The organism is Janthinobacterium sp. SUN118, from assembly GCF_030397695.1.
In the GTDB taxonomy this organism is placed as follows: Bacteria; Pseudomonadota; Gammaproteobacteria; order Burkholderiales; family Burkholderiaceae_D; genus Janthinobacterium.
In genome coordinates this window covers 158,632-175,312 of record NZ_JAPUBV010000002.1, presented here as the reverse complement: position 1 = coordinate 175,312, position 16,681 = coordinate 158,632, and the positions used below count along the sequence as shown (strand labels likewise).

Here is a 16,681-nt window from a genome sequence, read left to right as displayed (position 1 = left end):
ACTCACTAACCTGAACTGAGAATTTTATGTCTATGCGTACTGAATATTGCGGCCTCGTTACTGAAGCCATGCTGGGACAAACCGTCAGCCTGTGCGGCTGGGTACATCGCCGCCGCGACCACGGCAGCCTGATTTTCATCGATTTGCGCGACCGTGAAGGCCTGGTGCAAATCGTTTGCAACCCGGAACAAGCGGAGATGTTCAAGGTCGCCGAAGCCGTGCGCAACGAATTCTGCCTGCGCGTGACGGGCGTGGTGACGAACCGTATCGACGGCACCATCAACAACAACCTGAAATCGGGCAAGATCGAAGTGGTCTGCTCGGAACTGGAAGTGCTGAACCCTTCCGTGCCCGTGCCGTTCCAGCTCGACGACGACAACCTGTCGGAAACGACGCGCCTGACGCACCGCGTGCTGGACCTGCGCCGCCCGCAAATGCAGAACAACCTGCGCCTGCGTTACAAGGTCACGATGGAAGTGCGCAAGTACCTCGACGCGCTGGGCTTCATCGACATCGAAACGCCGATGCTGACCAAGTCGACGCCAGAAGGCGCGCGCGATTACCTGGTGCCGTCGCGCGTGAACGCCGGCAGCTTCTTCGCCTTGCCGCAATCGCCACAGTTGTTCAAGCAACTGTTGATGGTCGCCAACTTCGACCGTTACTACCAGATCACCAAGTGCTTCCGCGATGAAGACTTGCGCGCTGACCGCCAGCCGGAATTCACGCAGATCGACTGCGAAACCTCGTTCCTGACGGAACAGGAAATCCGCGACCTGTTCGAAGACATGATACGCGTCGTCTTCAAGAACACCCTCGATATCGACCTGCCGAACCCGTTCCCGGTGATGGACTTCGCCGAAGCGATGGGCCTGTACGGTTCCGACAAGCCGGACATGCGCGTCAAGCTGGCCTTCACGGACTTGACCGACGTCATGAAAGACGTCGACTTCAAGGTCTTCTCGGGCGCTGCCAACATGCCGAAGGGCCGCGTGGTGGGCTTGCTGATTCCAGGCGGCGGCGCCATGCCGCGCTCGGAAATCGATGCATACACGCAATTCGTTGCCATTTATGGCGCCAAGGGCCTGGCCTACATCAAGGTCAATGAAAAAGCCAAGGGCCGCGACGGCCTGCAATCGCCGATCGTGAAGAACCTGCACGATGCGGCATTGGCGCAGATCATTGAACTGACGAATGCACAAGACGGCGACCTGATCTTCTTCGGCGCCGACAAGGCGAAAGTCGTCAACGACGCCATCGGCGCGCTGCGCGTGAAAATCGGCCATAGCGAATTCGGCAAGAAAGCCGGCCTGTTCGACGACGTGTGGAAGCCATTGTGGGTGGTCGACTTCCCGATGTTCGAACACGACGAAGAAGCGGACCGCTGGACGGCAACCCACCATCCATTCACGGCGCCGAAAGATGGCCATGAAGACATGCTGGAAACCAATCCGGGCGCCTGCATCGCCAAGGCCTACGACATGGTCTTGAACGGCTGGGAACTGGGTGGCGGTTCGATCCGTATCCACCGCGAAGAAGTCCAAAGCAAGGTCTTCCGCGCATTGAAGATCGATGCCGAAGAAGCGCAGCTGAAGTTCGGCTTCCTGCTCGACGCCCTGCAATACGGCGCGCCGCCGCATGGCGGCCTGGCATTCGGCCTGGATCGTATCGTGACCATGATGACCGGTTCCGAATCGATCCGCGACGTGATCGCTTTCCCGAAAACCCAGCGCGCGCAAGATTTGCTGACCCATGCGCCGTCGGAAGTAGACGAGAAGCAACTGCGCGAACTGCACATCCGTTTGCGCAGCGCCGAGCCCAAGGTAGTGTAATGAGGCATGCGGCCGCTGCGGCGGCCGCTGTTTGATAAGCTATGCAAAAAGAGGCGCTTTCAAGGCGCCTTTTTCATTGTTGATATGACCCATAAAATTCCCGTTTCCGTGCTGGTCGTCATTCATACGGCCGATCTGGACGTCTTGCTGATCGAGCGCGCGGGCCAGCCCGGCTTCTGGCAGTCGGTGACCGGCTCAGTCGATGCCGTCGACGAGCCGCTGCTGCAGACGGCCGCGCGCGAACTGTGCGAGGAAACCGGCATCGTTGCCGATGGCGAAGGCATCGTGCTGCGCGACTGGAACTTGTCGAATGTGTACGAGATCTACCCGATCTGGCGCCACCGCTATGCGCCCGGCGTGACGCGCAACACGGAGCACGTGTTCAGCGTGCAAGTGCCACGCGACATCGCCATCACCCTGAGCCCGCGCGAACACTTGCAATATGCGTGGCTGCCGTACCTGGCGGCGGCCGACCGCTGTTTCTCGTCCTCCAACGCGGAAGCGATCCTGCAATTGCCGGCCATGACGGGCCTGGCACGACGCCTTACCTGACCTTTCTAGAAAGTATTTCATGTTGAACTGGATTCATTTGACCGCACAGCAAAAACTGCTGGGCACCGTGGGCATCATCCTGTGCCTGTGCTTTATCCTGGCGCTCTTCACCTCCACCGTGCCCGGCCGCACGCCGCCGATCGGCATGCCGCTGATGGCGATCGGCTGGCTGCTGCACCCGGGCGCGTTCGCCAAGGGCAAGCGCACGGTGGCCTGGCGCGGCGCGCCCTTGCTGGTCAAGGTGGTCTGGGCCGCCGGCATCACGGCCTTGCTGGTGAGCGTGACGGCAGGCGTGGGCCGCATGCTGGCCTGATCGCGTCCGGCACGATGATTCTGCCCGTGTAGGTGCGCACGCGCACCTACGCTGGCGCCGCGCGGGGCCTGTCTGGGAGTAGAATCGATGCATGAAAATCCGCGTAGCAACTTATAATATACACAAGGGCGTTTCCTCCGTGCGGGGCTTGCCCAGGGTCCATGCATTGAAGCAGGCGATTGCGCTGTTCCATGCAGATGTTGTTTTTTTGCAAGAAGTGCAGGGCAAGCATGACCGCAATGCGGCCCGCTTCGGCGCCGAAAACAATGGCCACAAGCATTGGCCGGAAGCATCGCAGCATGAATTCTTTGCCGGCCCCGAGCACCACACGGCCTACGGCATGAACGCCGTGTATGACCATGGCCACCACGGCAATGCCTTGCTCAGCAAGTTCCCCATCGCCTCGCAAACCAACCACGACGTCTCAGATCATGCTTACGAGCAGCGCGGCATCCTGCATTGCGTGCTCAACACGCCGCACGCCGATGTGCATTGCTACGTGGTCCACCTGGGCCTGTTCGAATCGGGACGGGGCCGGCAGACACAGGCGCTGATCGACGCCGTCATGGAGTCGGCGCCCAATGGCGAGCCCGTCATCATTGCCGGCGACTTCAACGACTGGCGCAATACGCTCAGCGACAAGCTGCGCAATGCGCTGGGCGTGGTGGAAGTGTTCGACCAGCGTGCATCGAACTCGGCCTTGGGCGACCTCGTGCGCACCCTGGCGCGGCGCCAGACGAAAACGCCGATTCCCGTGCCGGCGCGGACCTTTCCCGCCGCCTTGCCGTGGTTCCGCCTGGACCGCATCTATGTGCGCGGTTTCCAGGTGGAAGGGGCGCAAGTGATGCATGGCACCTTGTGGGCAAAATTGTCGGACCACGCGCCGATAGTTGCTGCTTTGAAACTCGCGTAGACTGCCGGCATGCGCACAGTCAATTTCATCGCCCACAACGACATCCAGCTGCTGTATTGCGGCACCGATTACTTTCCCGCCCTGGTCGCGGCCATCGACGGCGCGCGTTCCGAAGTCTATTTCGAGACGTATATCTTTGCCGACGACGCCACGGGCACCCTGGTGCTCGATGCGCTCAAACGCGCGGCCGCCCGCGGCGTGCTGGTGTGCATGATCACGGACTGGTTCGGCACCGGCAACCGCAGGGTCAATGCCATGCATGCACAGCTGGAAGCGGCCGGCGTGCACCACCGCATCTTCAATCCGTGGTTCCGGCGCGGCATCACGCGCACGCACCGCAAGATCTGCGTGGCCGATGGCGAGATCGCCCTGGTGGGCGGCATCAATATCAACGATGACATGTTTTGCGACTACGACCACAACATCAGCCTGGAAGCGCCGCGCTGGGACTTCGCCGTGCAGGTGAAGGGCCCGCTGGTGGACGCCATCCACGAAGAAGTACAGGCGCAGTGGGCGCGGCTGGGCAAGATGAACCTGGTGCGGCGCATCAAGCTGTACCGCAAGATGCGCGTCGTCAGCAAGGAGCTGGCGAAGAATCCCGTCGTGGCCGGCTTTGTCGTGCGCGACAACCTGCGCAACCGCCGCACCATCCAGCGCGCCTACCTGCAGGCACTGGGCCAGGCGCGTAAAAGCGTGATGCTGGCCAACCCGTATTTCGCCCCCGGGCACAAGCTGCGTCGCGCGCTGGCGCAGGCGGCCCAGCGCGGCGTCGACGTGGTCCTGCTGATCGGCGTGGGCGAATTCCGCATGCAGGATGCCGTGGCGCACTCGTTCTATCCGAAGCTGCTGGCCGCCGGCGTGAAAATCGTCGAATACCGCAAGACGCAGCTGCACGCCAAGGTGGCCGTCGTCGACGATGACTGGGCAACGGTGGGCTCGAGCAATATTGACGCGCTGAGCCTGTTCCTGAACCAGGAAGCGAACGTGGTCATCAAGGACGTGGCGTTTGCGCAAAGCCTGCGCCAGCATATCGAGCAGGGCGTGGCCGACGGCATCGTCATCCACCAGGATGATTTCAAGCACATCGGCCGTTTCCGGCGTATCGGCTACGAAGCCGCGTTCCTCGTGTACCGGCTGGTGATGCGCATTTTTTCAGTGGGCAAGTACGCATGAGTGAAATGACAACGGTAAGGCTGGACAAATGGCTGTGGGCGGCGCGCTTCTTCAAGACGCGCTCGCTGGCCAGCGAGGCCGTCGATACGGGCAAGGTGAAAGTGGACGGCGAGCGCGTGAAACCGGCGCGCAGCGTGCGCGTGGGCGATGAGCTGGCCATCGACAATGGCGCGGAAACGTGGGAAGTGGCCGTGCTGGGCCTGTCCGACAAGCGCGGCGCGGCGCCCGTGGCGCGCTTGCTGTATGGGGAAACGCCGGCCAGCATCGCCCGCCGCGAACTGCTGGCGGAAGAACGCAAGCTGTTCCGCGAACCGGGCAGCACCATCAAAGGGCGGCCGACCAAGCGCGACCGCCGTCAACTGAGCAAGGCAGGCGGCGTCGACTGAGGCACGCCGCCAGCGGCGCGGGCGGGGAAAACCGGGGGCGAGCCCCGGCAAAACCCGCCTTTGCCGCCCTGAAAGTACTATCAACAACGCGGCCAGAGAATGCTGCGCTGCACCAATAGAACACCGGCTCTAAAGTTCCCGTTTGACTTTTACGTGGTAGTGGATAATAGTACGAGCGTTCGGATTTTTTCGGAGCGTGCTTTTTTTTACCCGCGCTTCAGTCCGCCAAATCGGCAACATCACTTTGAGAACGGACCTCTTGAATACTTCAGTCAAATTCATGCGCAAGGGCGAACTGACCCGTGCAGCCATCCTCGACGTGGCGCTGGACCTGTCCAGCCGCGACGGCCTGGAGGGCCTGACCATTGGGCTGCTTGCGGACAAAATGAACATGAGCAAGTCGGGCGTGTTTGCCCACTTTGGCTCGCGCGAAGACTTGCAGATGGAAGTGCTGAAGCTCTACCACTACCGTTTCGAGCAAGAAGTCTTTTTCCCCAGCATGAAAGAACCACGCGGCATCCAGCGCCTGCAATCGATGTTTGCGCGCTGGGTCAAGCGGGTCAGCGTGGAAATCGCTTCCGGCTGCATCTATATCAGCGGCGCCGTCGAGTATGACGACCGTCCGGGCCCGATCCGCGAAGCCCTGGTGGCCATGGTACGGGCCTGGCAGGGCGCGCTGCTGCGCTGTGTCGAGCAATCGATCGCCACGGGCGACCTGAAAGCGGACACGGACGCCCAGCAGCTCGTGTACGAGATGTATGGCCTGATCCTGGCCCTGCATCACGATGCGCGCTTCCTGCGCGTGCCGGGCAGCATCGAACGGGCGCAGGCGGGCTTTGTCCGCCTGCTGGCGTCGTACCAGAATCCCGCTGCAGCCAGTCAGGAACAAGCCGTCAGGAATCAGTAGTTTTCGCAGCAACGAACACGCAATTCACCAGTACACACTTTAGCTAAACGCCTTCAGGAGAAAATTATGGGTCAATACGTCGCGCCAATCCGGGATATGCAATTCGTCCTGCATGAATTCCTGCAAGTGGAAGAAGAATTGAAGCAAATGCCGCACTATGCGGAAGTCGACGCCGACATCATCAACCAGGTGCTGGAAGAGGGCGGCAAATTCACCTCCGAAGTCCTGTTCCCGCTGAACCACTCCGGCGACCGCGAAGGCTGCCACCACGACCCCGTCACGAAAAACGTGACGACGCCGAAAGGTTTCAAAGAAGCTTACAAGCAGTATGTCGAAGGCGGCTGGGCGGCATTGGCTTGCGATCCGGAATACGGCGGCCAGGGCTTGCCAGTGGTATTGAACAACTCGTTCTATGAAATGCTCAATTCGTCGAACCAGGCCTGGTCCATGTACCCTGGCCTGTCGCACGGCGCCTACGAGTGCCTGAAGGAACACGGCACCGAGCACCAGAAGGAAGTCTATCTGCCGAAGCTGGTGTCGGGCGAATGGACGGGCACCATGTGCCTGACCGAACCGCACTGCGGCACCGACCTGGGCCTGCTGCGCTCGAAAGCGCTGCCCGAGGCGGACGGTTCCTGGACCATCACCGGCAACAAGATCTTCATCTCCGCCGGCGAGCACGACATGTCGGAAAACATCCTGCACCTGGTGCTGGCCCGCGTGCCGGACGCGCCGGAAGGCTCGAAAGGCATCTCGCTGTTCCTGGTGCCGAAATTCCTGCCGAATGCCGACGGTTCCGTCGGCGAGCGCAACCCGATCACCTGTGGCGCTATCGAAGAAAAGATGGGCATCCACGGCAACTCGACCTGCCAGATGAACCTGGACGGTGCCAAGGGCTGGATCATCGGCCAGCCGAACAAGGGCCTGAACGCCATGTTCGTCTTCATGAACGCGGCCCGTTTGGGCGTGGGCATGCAGTCGCTGGGCCTGACGGAAATCGCCTACCAGAACGCGCTGATCTACGCCAAGGACCGCACGCAAATGCGTTCGCTGTCCGGCATCAAGAACCCGGAACTGCCGGCCGACCGCATCATCGTGCACCCTGACGTGCGCCGCATGCTGCTGACCGGCAAGGCCTACGCGGAAGGCGCGCGCGCCTTCACTTCCTACGTGGCGCTGCAGATCGACCGCGAACTGCACCACCCTGACGCCGACGTGCGCAAGGAAGCTGCCGACGAAGTGGCGCTGCTGACGCCCGTCATCAAGGCCTTCATCACCGACAACGCCTGGATCGCCACCTCGGACGCGATGCAAGTGTTCGGCGGCCACGGCTACATCTCGGAATGGGGCATGGAACAGTATGTGCGCGACGCGCGCATCAACATGATCTACGAAGGCACGAACACGATCCAGTCGCTGGACCTGCTGGGTCGCAAGGTCCTCGGCGACAACGGCGCCAAGCTGCGCAAGTTCGGCGAAAAGATCAAGGCCTTCGTCGAAGACAACGGCACCGATGAAGCGATGAGCGAATTCGTGACGCCATTGGGCGACCTGGGCGACAAAGTCACCAAGCTGACCATGGAAATCGGCATGAAGGCATTCCAGAATCCGGACGAAGTGGGTGCGGCATGCGTGCCTTACCTGCGTGTCGTCGGCCATATGATCTACAGCTACCTGTTCGCGCAGATGGCCAAGATCGCCCTCGAAAAAGAATCCAGCGGCGACAAGTTCTACACCGCCAAACTGGCTACCGCACGTTTCTACTTCGCCCGCTTGCAGCCTGAAACGGCAACCCTGATTCGTCAGGCGCGCTCCGGTTCGGCCAACCTGATGGCACTCGACGCAGACCTGTTCTAAGACTTGAGGAAAATATGACCAATTTCATCGTTAAAAAAGTAGCCGTCCTCGGCGCCGGCGTGATGGGCGCGCAGATCGCCGCCCATTGCATCAACGCGAAAGTGCCGGTCGTGCTGTTCGACTTGCCTGCCAAAGAAGGTCCGAAGAATGGCATCGTGCTGCGCGCCATCGAGAACCTGAAAAAACTGTCGCCTGCGCCGCTGGGCAACAAGGATGACGCCGCACTGATCCAGGTCGCCAACTACGAAGACAACCTGGACCTGCTGGCCGGTTGCGACCTGATCATCGAAGCCATCGCCGAGCGCATGGACTGGAAACACGACCTGTACCAGAAGGTGGCTCCGCACATCGGCCCGAACGCGATCTTCGCCTCGAACACCTCGGGCCTGTCGATCACCAAGCTGGCCGACGGTTTCGACGCCGACCTGAAATCGCGCTACTGCGGCGTGCACTTCTTCAACCCGCCGCGCTATATGCACCTGGTCGAGATCATCCCGACCGCGTTCACCAAGCCTGAAATTTCCGACCAGCTGGAAGGCTTCCTGACCACCACCCTGGGCAAGGGCGTGGTACGCGCCAAGGACACGCCGAACTTCATCGCCAACCGCGTTGGCGTGTTCGGCATCCTGGCCATCGTGCACGAAGCGGAAAAATTCGGCCTGTCCGTGGACGTCGTCGATGACCTGACCGGCTCCAAGCTGGGCCGCGCCAAGTCGGGCACCTTCCGCACGGCGGACGTGGTCGGCCTGGACACCATGGGTCATGTGATCAAGACCATGCAGGACTACCTGCCGAACGACCCGTTCGCCGCCGTCTACAAGACGCCGGCAGTGCTGGCATCGCTGGTGGAAAAAGGCGCGCTGGGCCAGAAGAGCGGCGCGGGCTTCTACAAGAAGGTCGGCAAGGAGATTCAACGCCTGGACTTCGCCACCGGTGAATACGTGGCCGGCGGCGCCAAGGCTGCCGACATCATCGCCCGCATCCTGAAGGAAAAGGATCCGGTCAAGAAGATGAAGGCGCTGCGCGAATCGACGAACCCGCAAGGCCAGTTCCTGTGGGCGATCTTCCGCGACGCATTCCACTACATCGCCATCCACCTGGACACCGTGGCCGACAATGCGCGCGACATCGACTTCGCCATGCGCTGGGGCTTCGGCTGGAACGTCGGCCCGTTTGAAACGTGGCAGGCATCGAACTGGCTGCAAGTGGCCAACTGGGTCAAGGAAGACATCGACGCCGGCCACGCGCTGTGCAACGCACCGCTGCCAGCCTGGGTCTTCGAAGGTCCGGTCGCTGAAAAAGGCGGCGTGCACACGCCGGAAGGCTCGTACTCCGCCGTGTCGAACAGCTTCGTGCCGCGTTCGACCCTGTCCGTGTATGACCGCCAGCCATTCCGCGCGCCGGTCCTGGGCAGCGGCGCCATCGACGGCAAGACCGCCGGCACCACCGTTTTCGAAGACGAATCCGTGCGCGTCTGGCATACGGGCGACGATGTACTGATCATCTCGTTCAAGACCAAGATGCACGTGATCGGCGAAGGCGTGATCAATGGCCTGAAACTGGCCTTGGCCGAAGCCGAGAAAAACTTCAAGGGCCTGGTGATCTGGCACGCCGACGCAGCCGAAGGCGGCGCCTTCTCGGCCGGCGCCGACCTGCAATCGGCCCTGCCGGCGTTCATGCAAGGCGGCGTGAAAGCCGTCGATCCGATCATCGCCGAACTGCAGAACACCTTCATGTCGCTGAAATACGCGAACGTGCCGGTGATCGCCGCGGTCGCTGGCCTGGCACTGGGCGGCGGTTGCGAACTGGCGCTGCACGCATCGAAGCGCGTGGCCTCGATCGAGTCGTACATCGGCCTGGTGGAAGTGGGCGTGGGCCTGATTCCTGCCGGCGGCGGCCTGAAGGAAGCGGCGCAGCGCGCCTACAAGGAAGCCAAGGGCAACGACATCCTGCAATTCCTGAAAACGGGCTTCACCAATGCGGCCACCGCCAACGTGTCGAAATCGGCGCTGGAAGCGAAGAAGATGGGCTACCTGAAGGAAGACGACGTGATCGTGTTCAACGCCTACGAGCTGCTGCACGTGGCCAAGGTCGAGGCGCGCGCCATGTTCGACGCCGGCTTCCGTCCGCAACTGCCTTCGCTGATCCAGGTCACGGGCCGCTACGGTTGGGGCACCATCAAGGCGCAGCTGGTCAACATGCGCGACGGCGGCTTCATCTCGGCGCACGATTTCAAGCTGGGCGAGATGATCGCCGAGATCGTATCGGGCGGCGATGTGGACCAGGGCAGTTTCGTCAGCGAACAGTGGCTGCTGGATATGGAACGCAAGGCATTCCTGGAGCTGTTGAACCATCCGAAAACCCAGGAACGGATCATGGGCATGATGCAGACCGGTAAGCCGGTACGCAACTAAGCACAGCGTCGATGTCGATCCTGTCCCTCGTATTTAAAGTATTGCTGCGCGTGAGGCCAAGCATGGTGTATGACCGTATCAAACAACAGATGATGGACACCTTGCCCTTCGTGCGGCTGCTGGGGATCAGCATCGACGACATCGGCGTCGGCACCTCCAGGGTGTCGATGCCGGACGATCCCAAACTGCATAACCACCTGGGCACGCAGCATGCGGGCGCCTTGTTTACCCTGGCTGAAACGGCTTCCGGCGCGGCCATGGCGGGCGGCTTCGCCGAACTGATACTGGGCTTGCGCCCGGTGGCCAAGGAGTCGCGCATTCGGTACCAGAAGGTGGCCCGGGGCGCGACGCGCGCCGAAGGCCGGGTACCGGGCGACCTGGCTGCCTTGAAGGCGCAGCTGGCGCAGGATGGCAAGGTGGCGTTTCCCGTGGAAGTCGATATCTTCGACTCCGAAGGCACGCTGGCGGCACAGGTGACGGTGGACTGGTATTTGTCGCAGAAGCGATAAGCCAGTACCCCGGATATTCGACAGAACACGAACCTCGTTCAACATCTTTGAAAGAATAAAATGAGCAAACAACTTCAAGACGCCTACATCGTCTCTGCAACCCGCACCCCGATCGGCAAGGCGCCGCGCGGCATGTTCAAGAACACCCGCCCGGACGACCTGCTGGTGCGCGTGCTGCAATCGGCACTGGCGCAAGCGCCTGGCCTCGATCCGGCGCTGATCACCGACGCCATCATCGGCTGCTCGTTCCCGGAAGCGGAGCAGGGCTTCAATATCGCGCGTAACTCGGTGCTGCTGGCCGGCTTGCCGAAGACCGTGGGCGGCGTCACCGTCAACCGTTACTGCGCGTCGGGCATCACGGCCATCGCCATGGCGGCCGACCGCATCCGCGTGGGCGAAGCCGACGTCATGATCGCCGGCGGCATCGAATCGATGTCGATGGTGCCGATGATGGGCCATCACCCTTCGATGAACCTGGACATGTTCAGCGACGAGAACATCGGCATGGCCTACGGCATGGGCCTGACGGCCGAGAAAGTGGCGCAGCAATGGAAAGTGTCGCGCGAACAGCAGGACGCGTTCTCCGTCGAATCGCACCGCCGCGCCATCGCCGCCCAGCAAGCCGGTTTCTTCAAGGCTGAAACGACGCCTGTGGAAATCATCACGCGCACGCCGAACCTGGCCACCGGCCAGGTCGATGTAACGCGCCGCACGGTCGACACCGACGAAGGCGCGCGCGCCGATTCGTCGATGGAGTCGCTGGCCAAGCTGAAGCCCGTCTTCGCCGCCAAGGGCAGCGTCACGGCCGCCAACAGCTCGCAGATGTCCGACGGCGCCGGCGCGCTGTTGATCGTCAGCGAAAAAATCCTGCGCGAGCATAACCTGACCCCGCTGGCGAAATTCTCGTCGTTCGCCGTGCGCGGCGTGCCGCCGGAAATCATGGGCATCGGTCCGAAGTTCGCCATACCGGCAGCGTGTGCCGCCGCCGGCATCACGCAGGACCAGCTGGACTGGATCGAGCTGAACGAAGCGTTTGCCGCACAGGCGCTGGCCGTCATCGGCGACCTGGGCCTGGACCCGGCGAAAGTGAACCCGATGGGCGGCGCGATCGCCCTGGGCCACCCGCTGGGCGCGACGGGTGCCATCCGCGCGGCCACCGTGATCCATGCACTGCAGCGCACCAAGCAGAAGTACGGCATGGTGACGATGTGCGTGGGCGCCGGCATGGGCGCGGCCGGAATTTTTGAACGCGTATAAGTCTGGCCGGGTAAAGCAATAAAACAGGGCGCTGCGGGATGACCTCGGCGCCCTTTATCTTTTTGGAGACGACATGGATATTTTGTGCAGCAAGAGCGAGGGCATCCTCACACTGGAATTCAACCGCCTGGAGCGCAAGAATGCGATCACGGGCGCCATGTACCAGACCCTGGCCGACGCGCTGGTGGCGGCGGAAACCGACGATGCCGTACGCGCCATCCTGATCTGCGGCAAGCGCGAGATTTTCACGGCCGGCAACGACCTCGATGACTTCATGAAGACGGCGCGCCCCGCCGACGGTTCGCTCGACCTTGACCGTCCCGTGTTCCAGTTCATGCGCGCCCTGTACGGCAGCAGCAAGCCCGTGGTGGCGGCCGTCTCCGGCCCTGCCATCGGCATCGGCACGACGCTGTTGATGCACTGCGACCTGGTCTACGCGGCCGACAATGCCAGCTTCTCGATGCCGTTCACGCAGCTGGGCCTGTGCCCGGAATTCGGCTCCAGCCTGCTGCTCACGCAGCTGGCCGGCTATCCGCGCGCGGCGGAAAAACTGATGCTGGGCGAGTCCTTCCCCGCACAGGAAGCGCTGGAAATGGGCCTCGTGTCGAAAGTCGTTCCGCTGTACGACCTGATGACGTTCGCGCAAGGCCAGGCCGCCAAGCTGGTGGCCCTGCCGGCGGCCTCGATCCGCGCCACCAAGCGCCTGATGAAGCAAAACCGCATGGAACCGATGAAGGCCGCCATCGCGGAAGAAAACAAGCTGTTCAGCGCCATGCTGGGCGGCGCGGAAGCGAAGGAAGCGTTTACGGCCTTCTTCCAGAAGCGCAAGCCGGATTTCAAGCAATTCGCCTGAGCCTTGTCCTGCCTGGTGCAACAGGCGTCCCGCGGGGCGCCTGTTTTTGCCTGGGGGTCAGATTGATACGGATATTTCTGTTTCGCAAAGTTGCATAATCCGCTAATGTGGCTGCCGAGGCGCTCCACGCTCCCCCTTGCGTGGCCGGCGCCCCCCACGTGAACGGATACAACATGAAACTGGTAGCGCTGATCAGCGGTCTGTGCCTGGCCTTGCCCGTCTGGGTGCACGCTGCGCCAGGGACGTCGGCCGAGGTCATGGCCTTCCTGCGGCAACAGATGGCGCAGCAGCAGATTCCTGCGCTGCAAGTGGCCGTCATCCAGGGCGGCAAGGTCGTCGAACTGGCCGCGCTGGGAACGGCCAACGTGGAAAACGGCGTGGCGGCCACCGACGAGAGCGTTTTCTCGATCAATTCCTGCACCAAGGCGTTTACGGGCGTGGCCGTCATGCAGCTGGTCGAGGCGGGCAAGCTCAAGCTTACCGACCCCATCTCGCTGTACCTGGACGACCTGCCGCCATCCTGGCGCGCGCTGACCATACGCCAGCTGATGACGCATACGTCCGGCTTGCCCAACATCATCGACGAGCAGGAGAGGCTGCTGGGCGGCGGGGATGAAGCGCTGTCCTGGAGCAAGGTCAAGGCCCTGCCGTTCGAGTTCGCGCCGGGCGAGCGCTACAGCTACAACCAGACTGGCTATGTTCTCATCGGCAAGATCATCGAAAAGCTCAGCGGCGAGTCCTTCGTGCGCTTCGTGGAAAACCACCAGTTCAAGCCGGCGGGCCTGATGCACACGCGTTTTGGCGACTCCAGCGACGTGGTCCCGCACTCCGCCGGCGCCTATACCTATTCGCGCAACGAGGGCGGCAAGTGGCTGACGGGCACGCGGCTGGCGATCGCCTACGTCACCTTCCCCGCCTATTTCCGCCCGGCCGCCGGCATCCTGTCGACCTCCGGCGATATCGCGCAGTGGCTGCTGGCCTTGCAGGGCGGCAAACTGCTGAAGGACAAGGCCAGCCTGCAAGCCATGTGGAGCCCGTATCTGCTGAACAACGGCACGACGCAGGGGCCGAACGACCTGCTCAACGGTTCGGCGCTGGGCTGGCCCGTGACGGTGCGCGGCGAACACCGCGCTGCCGGCCCCATCGGCGGCATGCGTTCGGCCTTCTTCGTGTATCCGGAAGACGACCTGTCGGTGGTGGTGTTGACCAATTTGCAGGGCGTCAATCCGGAACTGTTCATCGATGAAATCGCCGGCTTCTATGTGCCCGCCATGCATCCGTCGACGGGGTTCGGCCTGCCGCCGTCGGTCCTGCCCTTGCGCAAGCTGCTGTTGCAACGCGGTTTCGGGCAGGCGCCGCAGGCGTGGGCCGAACTGTGCGCGCGCGATGCGCAAGCACTGCCGGGCGAGGAGGCGTTGAATGTCTGGGGCTACAAATTGAGCAGCCAGCAGCAGCTGCCGCAGGCCCTGGCCATCCTGCGCCTGAACGCCAGCCTGCATCCGGCCAGCTGGAATGCCTACGACAGCCTGGCGGAAATCCTCGAGCAGGCGGGCGACAGGCAAGGTGCGATCGCCAACTATCGCAAGTCGCTGGCGCTTAACGCCGGCAACAGCCATGCCAGCGAACGGCTGCGCGTGCTGCAGGCGCCCTGAGGGCAGGCTTCAACCGTGCGCCCGCATCCCCGCCAGGATCAGGGCGACCGATGCGTGCCACTGCGTCTCGCCCGCTGGCCGTCCCGCCAGCGCATAGCCGTGTAAAAGATCGACGACGGCATCGCGGCCGCGCAAGCGGAGTTTTTGCGGCAGATCCAGGCCATCGAGGGCCAGCTCGAACAGCGCCGTAAAGCGCTCGGCGACATCGCTCTGCGCCACCAGGCCGCGCGCCATCAGGCGCACGAAATAGGGCGTGGCGCCGACCAGCTCCAGGTACAGCGCGCACAGCGCCAGCAAGCGCCGCTGCGGCGCCTGGCGCCGTGTGAAGGGCGGCTGCCGCGGGTCGAGCGCGGCGAAGCGCTGCGCCATCAGGGCCAGCAGCAATTCCTGTTTTCCCGCGTAATAGTGATACAGGGCCATGGCATCGACGCCCAGGCTCTGCGCCAGCGCGCGCATCGAGAAGGCTTCGCCTTTTTCTTCCAGCAGGGGCAGGGCCGCCTGCAGGATGGCGGCGCTGTCCAGCGCGGGCGCGGCGCGGCGCGGTCGCCCGGCGCGGCGCACGGGAGGTTCGATGGCTTGAAGTTTTTTTGTTTTCATGGGCATAATTCTACACTGTAGAATTAATTGGAGAGCACATCATGCAAAAACCTTTCGTCAGCGTCTTTCTCGGCATCAGCATCGACGGCTGCATCGCGGGAGAAAACGGCGACCTGTCCTGGCTGGAAGAGCTGGCGCCCGATTCGCCCGACGCCACCGGCTACACGGTATTGATGACGCAAGTCGATACCTTGCTGATCGGGCGCAGCACGTATGACGCCGTGCTGGGGTTCGAGCCGTGGCCGTATGCGGGCAAGCGCGTGGTGGTATTGAGCCACCGCGACTTCGCGCCGCGCCATGGCGAGCAGCGCCGCGAAGGCAGCGTGCGGGAAGTGCTGGCAGGCCTGGCCGAGGAGGGCTGCCGCCACGTGTATCTCGACGGCGGCGCCGTCATCCGCGCCGGCTTGCGCGAAGGCGTCATCGACAACCTGGCCTTGTCCGTGCTGCCGGTGGTGCTGGGGAGCGGCGTGCGGCTGTTCGACGAGGCGCTGCCGCGCAGCGACTGGCGGCTGGAAAGCACGCACCAGTTGCCCAGCGGCGTGGTGCAGCTGCGCTATGGAAAGCGTTAAGCCGGGCTTTCCAGTTCGACGATGAAGCCGGGATCGAAGCGTTCATTTTCCGGCGTGCCGTCGGGCCGCTTGTAGCCGCACGGGTTGCACACGACGCGGCAATCCTGGATGCGATAGTCGAGCGAGGCGTGCATGTGGCCGTGCACCCACAGGTCGGCCTGCGCCACCAGTTCATCGAGGTGCGAGGCGAAGGCGGGCGAGCCCAGGTTGCTGGCGTACTGCTCTTCCACCGACAGCATCGACGGCGCCATGTGCGTGATGACGACGGTTTTTCCGGCGAACGGCTGCGCCAGTTGCTGCGCCAGCCAGGCCTTGTGCTGCGCGTGCAGCTGCGCCGTGTCGGCTGCGCACAGCAGGCGCGGCGCATCGCCTCCCGTGCTGATGCGCTTGTAGTCGGGCATGTAGTTTTGCGCCGCGCTCAGGGCCTCTGCCTGGCGCTGCGCGCCGAACAGCAGGAAATCCGTCCACAGGGTGATGCCGAGGAAGCGCACGCCGTCGAGCACCACGGAATCGCCGTCGAGCAGGCGAATATGCGCGCCATGCGCGTTGGCGCTGGCGCAGGCGTCGCGCACGGCGTCCTGCATGTGTTCGAGCTGGTGGCCATACCCTTCGTGGTTGCCATGCACGTACAGCACGGGCAGGGCGCCGAAGGTGCGCGCGGCCCAGGCGATGGCATTGCTGCCCGTGTCGATGTCGCCGGCCAGGATCACCGCGTCGGGACGGCTGGCGGCGAGGTCGATGGCGGGCGCGTCGTCGCGCCATACTTCCAGGTGCAGGTCGGACAGGATCAGCAAACGCATGGCAGGAGGCGCGGCAAGGCGCATGAAAGTGGCTGGGCCTCTATCGTAGCGCAAGTCGCCATGCTTGCCTGCTTGACCGCGCATGGGCGACGACGGTACC

Annotated in this window: 16 protein-coding genes; 14 read left to right on the top strand and 2 right to left on the bottom strand. The window is 62.9% G+C overall.

Features of this window, described 5'->3' with window-relative positions; translation table 11 throughout:
• Nucleotides 1–26: 26 nt before the first annotated feature.
• The 13 genes from aspS (at nucleotide 27) to O0880_RS16360 (ending at nucleotide 14,615) form a co-directional block, all read left to right on the top strand.
• The gene (aspS, locus tag O0880_RS16420; protein ID WP_198043815.1) at nucleotides 27–1,829 is read left to right on the top strand and encodes an aspartate--tRNA ligase; all 1,803 of its coding nucleotides are present in this window, start codon (nucleotides 27–29) and stop codon (nucleotides 1,827–1,829) included.
• A gap of 84 nt (nucleotides 1,830–1,913) precedes the next feature.
• A complete protein-coding gene (gene nudB, locus O0880_RS16415) occupies nucleotides 1,914–2,381 on the top strand; it encodes a dihydroneopterin triphosphate diphosphatase (protein WP_289887491.1) in 468 nt (155 codons plus the stop codon).
• Nucleotides 2,382–2,400: 19 nt separating this feature from the next.
• On the top strand, nucleotides 2,401–2,694 hold the full coding sequence (locus O0880_RS16410) for a hypothetical protein (RefSeq protein WP_071325588.1): 294 nt from the start codon (nucleotides 2,401–2,403) through the stop codon (nucleotides 2,692–2,694).
• A gap of 91 nt (nucleotides 2,695–2,785) precedes the next feature.
• Nucleotides 2,786–3,607 (top strand): endonuclease/exonuclease/phosphatase family protein, encoded by an 822-nt coding sequence (locus O0880_RS16405; protein ID WP_071325587.1) that lies wholly within the window; start codon nucleotides 2,786–2,788, stop codon nucleotides 3,605–3,607.
• Between the two features lie 9 nt (nucleotides 3,608–3,616).
• Nucleotides 3,617–4,780 (top strand): cardiolipin synthase ClsB, encoded by a 1,164-nt coding sequence (gene clsB, locus O0880_RS16400; RefSeq protein ID WP_071325586.1) that lies wholly within the window; start codon nucleotides 3,617–3,619, stop codon nucleotides 4,778–4,780.
• Nucleotides 4,777–5,166, top strand: coding sequence for an RNA-binding S4 domain-containing protein (locus tag O0880_RS16395; RefSeq protein WP_289887490.1), 390 nt, complete (start codon nucleotides 4,777–4,779; stop codon nucleotides 5,164–5,166). The genes clsB and O0880_RS16395 overlap by 4 nt, the downstream gene beginning before the upstream one ends.
• Before the next feature lie 280 nt (nucleotides 5,167–5,446).
• Nucleotides 5,447–6,073, top strand: coding sequence for a TetR/AcrR family transcriptional regulator (locus O0880_RS16390; protein ID WP_071325584.1), 627 nt, complete (start codon nucleotides 5,447–5,449; stop codon nucleotides 6,071–6,073).
• A 66-nt stretch (nucleotides 6,074–6,139) separates the two neighbouring features.
• A complete protein-coding gene (locus O0880_RS16385) occupies nucleotides 6,140–7,930 on the top strand; it encodes an acyl-CoA dehydrogenase C-terminal domain-containing protein (protein ID WP_289887489.1) in 1,791 nt (596 codons plus the stop codon).
• A 14-nt stretch (nucleotides 7,931–7,944) separates the two neighbouring features.
• Nucleotides 7,945–10,344 carry a 3-hydroxyacyl-CoA dehydrogenase/enoyl-CoA hydratase family protein gene (locus tag O0880_RS16380; protein ID WP_071325582.1) on the top strand — a complete coding sequence of 800 codons (2,400 nt, stop codon included), beginning with the start codon at nucleotides 7,945–7,947 and terminating at the stop codon, nucleotides 10,342–10,344.
• Nucleotides 10,345–10,355: 11 nt separating this feature from the next.
• Nucleotides 10,356–10,853 carry a YiiD C-terminal domain-containing protein gene (locus O0880_RS16375; protein ID WP_289887487.1) on the top strand — a complete coding sequence of 166 codons (498 nt, stop codon included), beginning with the start codon at nucleotides 10,356–10,358 and terminating at the stop codon, nucleotides 10,851–10,853.
• Between the two features lie 60 nt (nucleotides 10,854–10,913).
• Complete coding sequence (locus O0880_RS16370; protein ID WP_046682137.1) at nucleotides 10,914–12,110, top strand: acetyl-CoA C-acyltransferase; 1,197 nt, start codon at nucleotides 10,914–10,916, stop codon at nucleotides 12,108–12,110.
• 73 nt (nucleotides 12,111–12,183) lie between these two features.
• The gene (locus tag O0880_RS16365) at nucleotides 12,184–12,963 is read left to right on the top strand and encodes an enoyl-CoA hydratase (protein ID WP_289887481.1); all 780 of its coding nucleotides are present in this window, start codon (nucleotides 12,184–12,186) and stop codon (nucleotides 12,961–12,963) included.
• A gap of 173 nt (nucleotides 12,964–13,136) precedes the next feature.
• Complete coding sequence (locus O0880_RS16360; protein ID WP_289887478.1) at nucleotides 13,137–14,615, top strand: serine hydrolase; 1,479 nt, start codon at nucleotides 13,137–13,139, stop codon at nucleotides 14,613–14,615.
• Nucleotides 14,616–14,624: 9 nt separating this feature from the next.
• Here O0880_RS16360 and O0880_RS16355 read toward each other — a convergent pair whose 3' ends face one another.
• Entirely contained in the window at nucleotides 14,625–15,212 is a 588-nt protein-coding gene (locus O0880_RS16355) for a TetR/AcrR family transcriptional regulator (protein WP_289887476.1), read from the bottom strand.
• Between the two features lie 41 nt (nucleotides 15,213–15,253).
• Here O0880_RS16355 and O0880_RS16350 point away from each other — a divergent pair, with 41 nt between their 5' ends.
• Nucleotides 15,254–15,781 carry a dihydrofolate reductase family protein gene (locus O0880_RS16350; protein ID WP_289887474.1) on the top strand — a complete coding sequence of 176 codons (528 nt, stop codon included), beginning with the start codon at nucleotides 15,254–15,256 and terminating at the stop codon, nucleotides 15,779–15,781.
• Here O0880_RS16350 and O0880_RS16345 read toward each other — a convergent pair.
• Complete coding sequence (locus O0880_RS16345) at nucleotides 15,778–16,581, bottom strand: metallophosphoesterase family protein (RefSeq protein ID WP_289887472.1); 804 nt, start codon at nucleotides 16,579–16,581, stop codon at nucleotides 15,778–15,780. The genes O0880_RS16350 and O0880_RS16345 overlap by 4 nt on opposite strands.
• Nucleotides 16,582–16,681 lie beyond the last annotated feature (100 nt).

Bases quoted from the DNA above. Each gene is read 5' to 3' on its own strand.
- O0880_RS16375 (WP_289887487.1), top strand. From the start codon at position 10,356: ATGTCGATCCTGTCCCTCGTATTTAAAGTATTGCTGCGCGTGAGGCCA.
- O0880_RS16395 (WP_289887490.1), top strand. From the start codon at position 4,777: ATGAGTGAAATGACAACGGTAAGGCTGGACAAATGGCTGTGGGCGGCG.
- O0880_RS16360 (WP_289887478.1), top strand. From the start codon at position 13,137: ATGAAACTGGTAGCGCTGATCAGCGGTCTGTGCCTGGCCTTGCCCGTC.
- O0880_RS16355 (WP_289887476.1), bottom strand. From the start codon at position 15,212: ATGAAAACAAAAAAACTTCAAGCCATCGAACCTCCCGTGCGCCGCGCC.
- O0880_RS16385 (WP_289887489.1), top strand. From the start codon at position 6,140: ATGGGTCAATACGTCGCGCCAATCCGGGATATGCAATTCGTCCTGCAT.
- O0880_RS16380 (WP_071325582.1), top strand. From the start codon at position 7,945: ATGACCAATTTCATCGTTAAAAAAGTAGCCGTCCTCGGCGCCGGCGTG.
- O0880_RS16405 (WP_071325587.1), top strand. From the start codon at position 2,786: ATGAAAATCCGCGTAGCAACTTATAATATACACAAGGGCGTTTCCTCC.
- aspS (WP_198043815.1), top strand. From the start codon at position 27: ATGTCTATGCGTACTGAATATTGCGGCCTCGTTACTGAAGCCATGCTG.
- O0880_RS16350 (WP_289887474.1), top strand. From the start codon at position 15,254: ATGCAAAAACCTTTCGTCAGCGTCTTTCTCGGCATCAGCATCGACGGC.
- O0880_RS16370 (WP_046682137.1), top strand. From the start codon at position 10,914: ATGAGCAAACAACTTCAAGACGCCTACATCGTCTCTGCAACCCGCACC.
- O0880_RS16410 (WP_071325588.1), top strand. From the start codon at position 2,401: ATGTTGAACTGGATTCATTTGACCGCACAGCAAAAACTGCTGGGCACC.
- O0880_RS16365 (WP_289887481.1), top strand. From the start codon at position 12,184: ATGGATATTTTGTGCAGCAAGAGCGAGGGCATCCTCACACTGGAATTC.
- clsB (WP_071325586.1), top strand. From the start codon at position 3,617: ATGCGCACAGTCAATTTCATCGCCCACAACGACATCCAGCTGCTGTAT.
- nudB (WP_289887491.1), top strand. From the start codon at position 1,914: ATGACCCATAAAATTCCCGTTTCCGTGCTGGTCGTCATTCATACGGCC.
- O0880_RS16390 (WP_071325584.1), top strand. From the start codon at position 5,447: ATGCGCAAGGGCGAACTGACCCGTGCAGCCATCCTCGACGTGGCGCTG.
- O0880_RS16345 (WP_289887472.1), bottom strand. From the start codon at position 16,581: ATGCGTTTGCTGATCCTGTCCGACCTGCACCTGGAAGTATGGCGCGAC.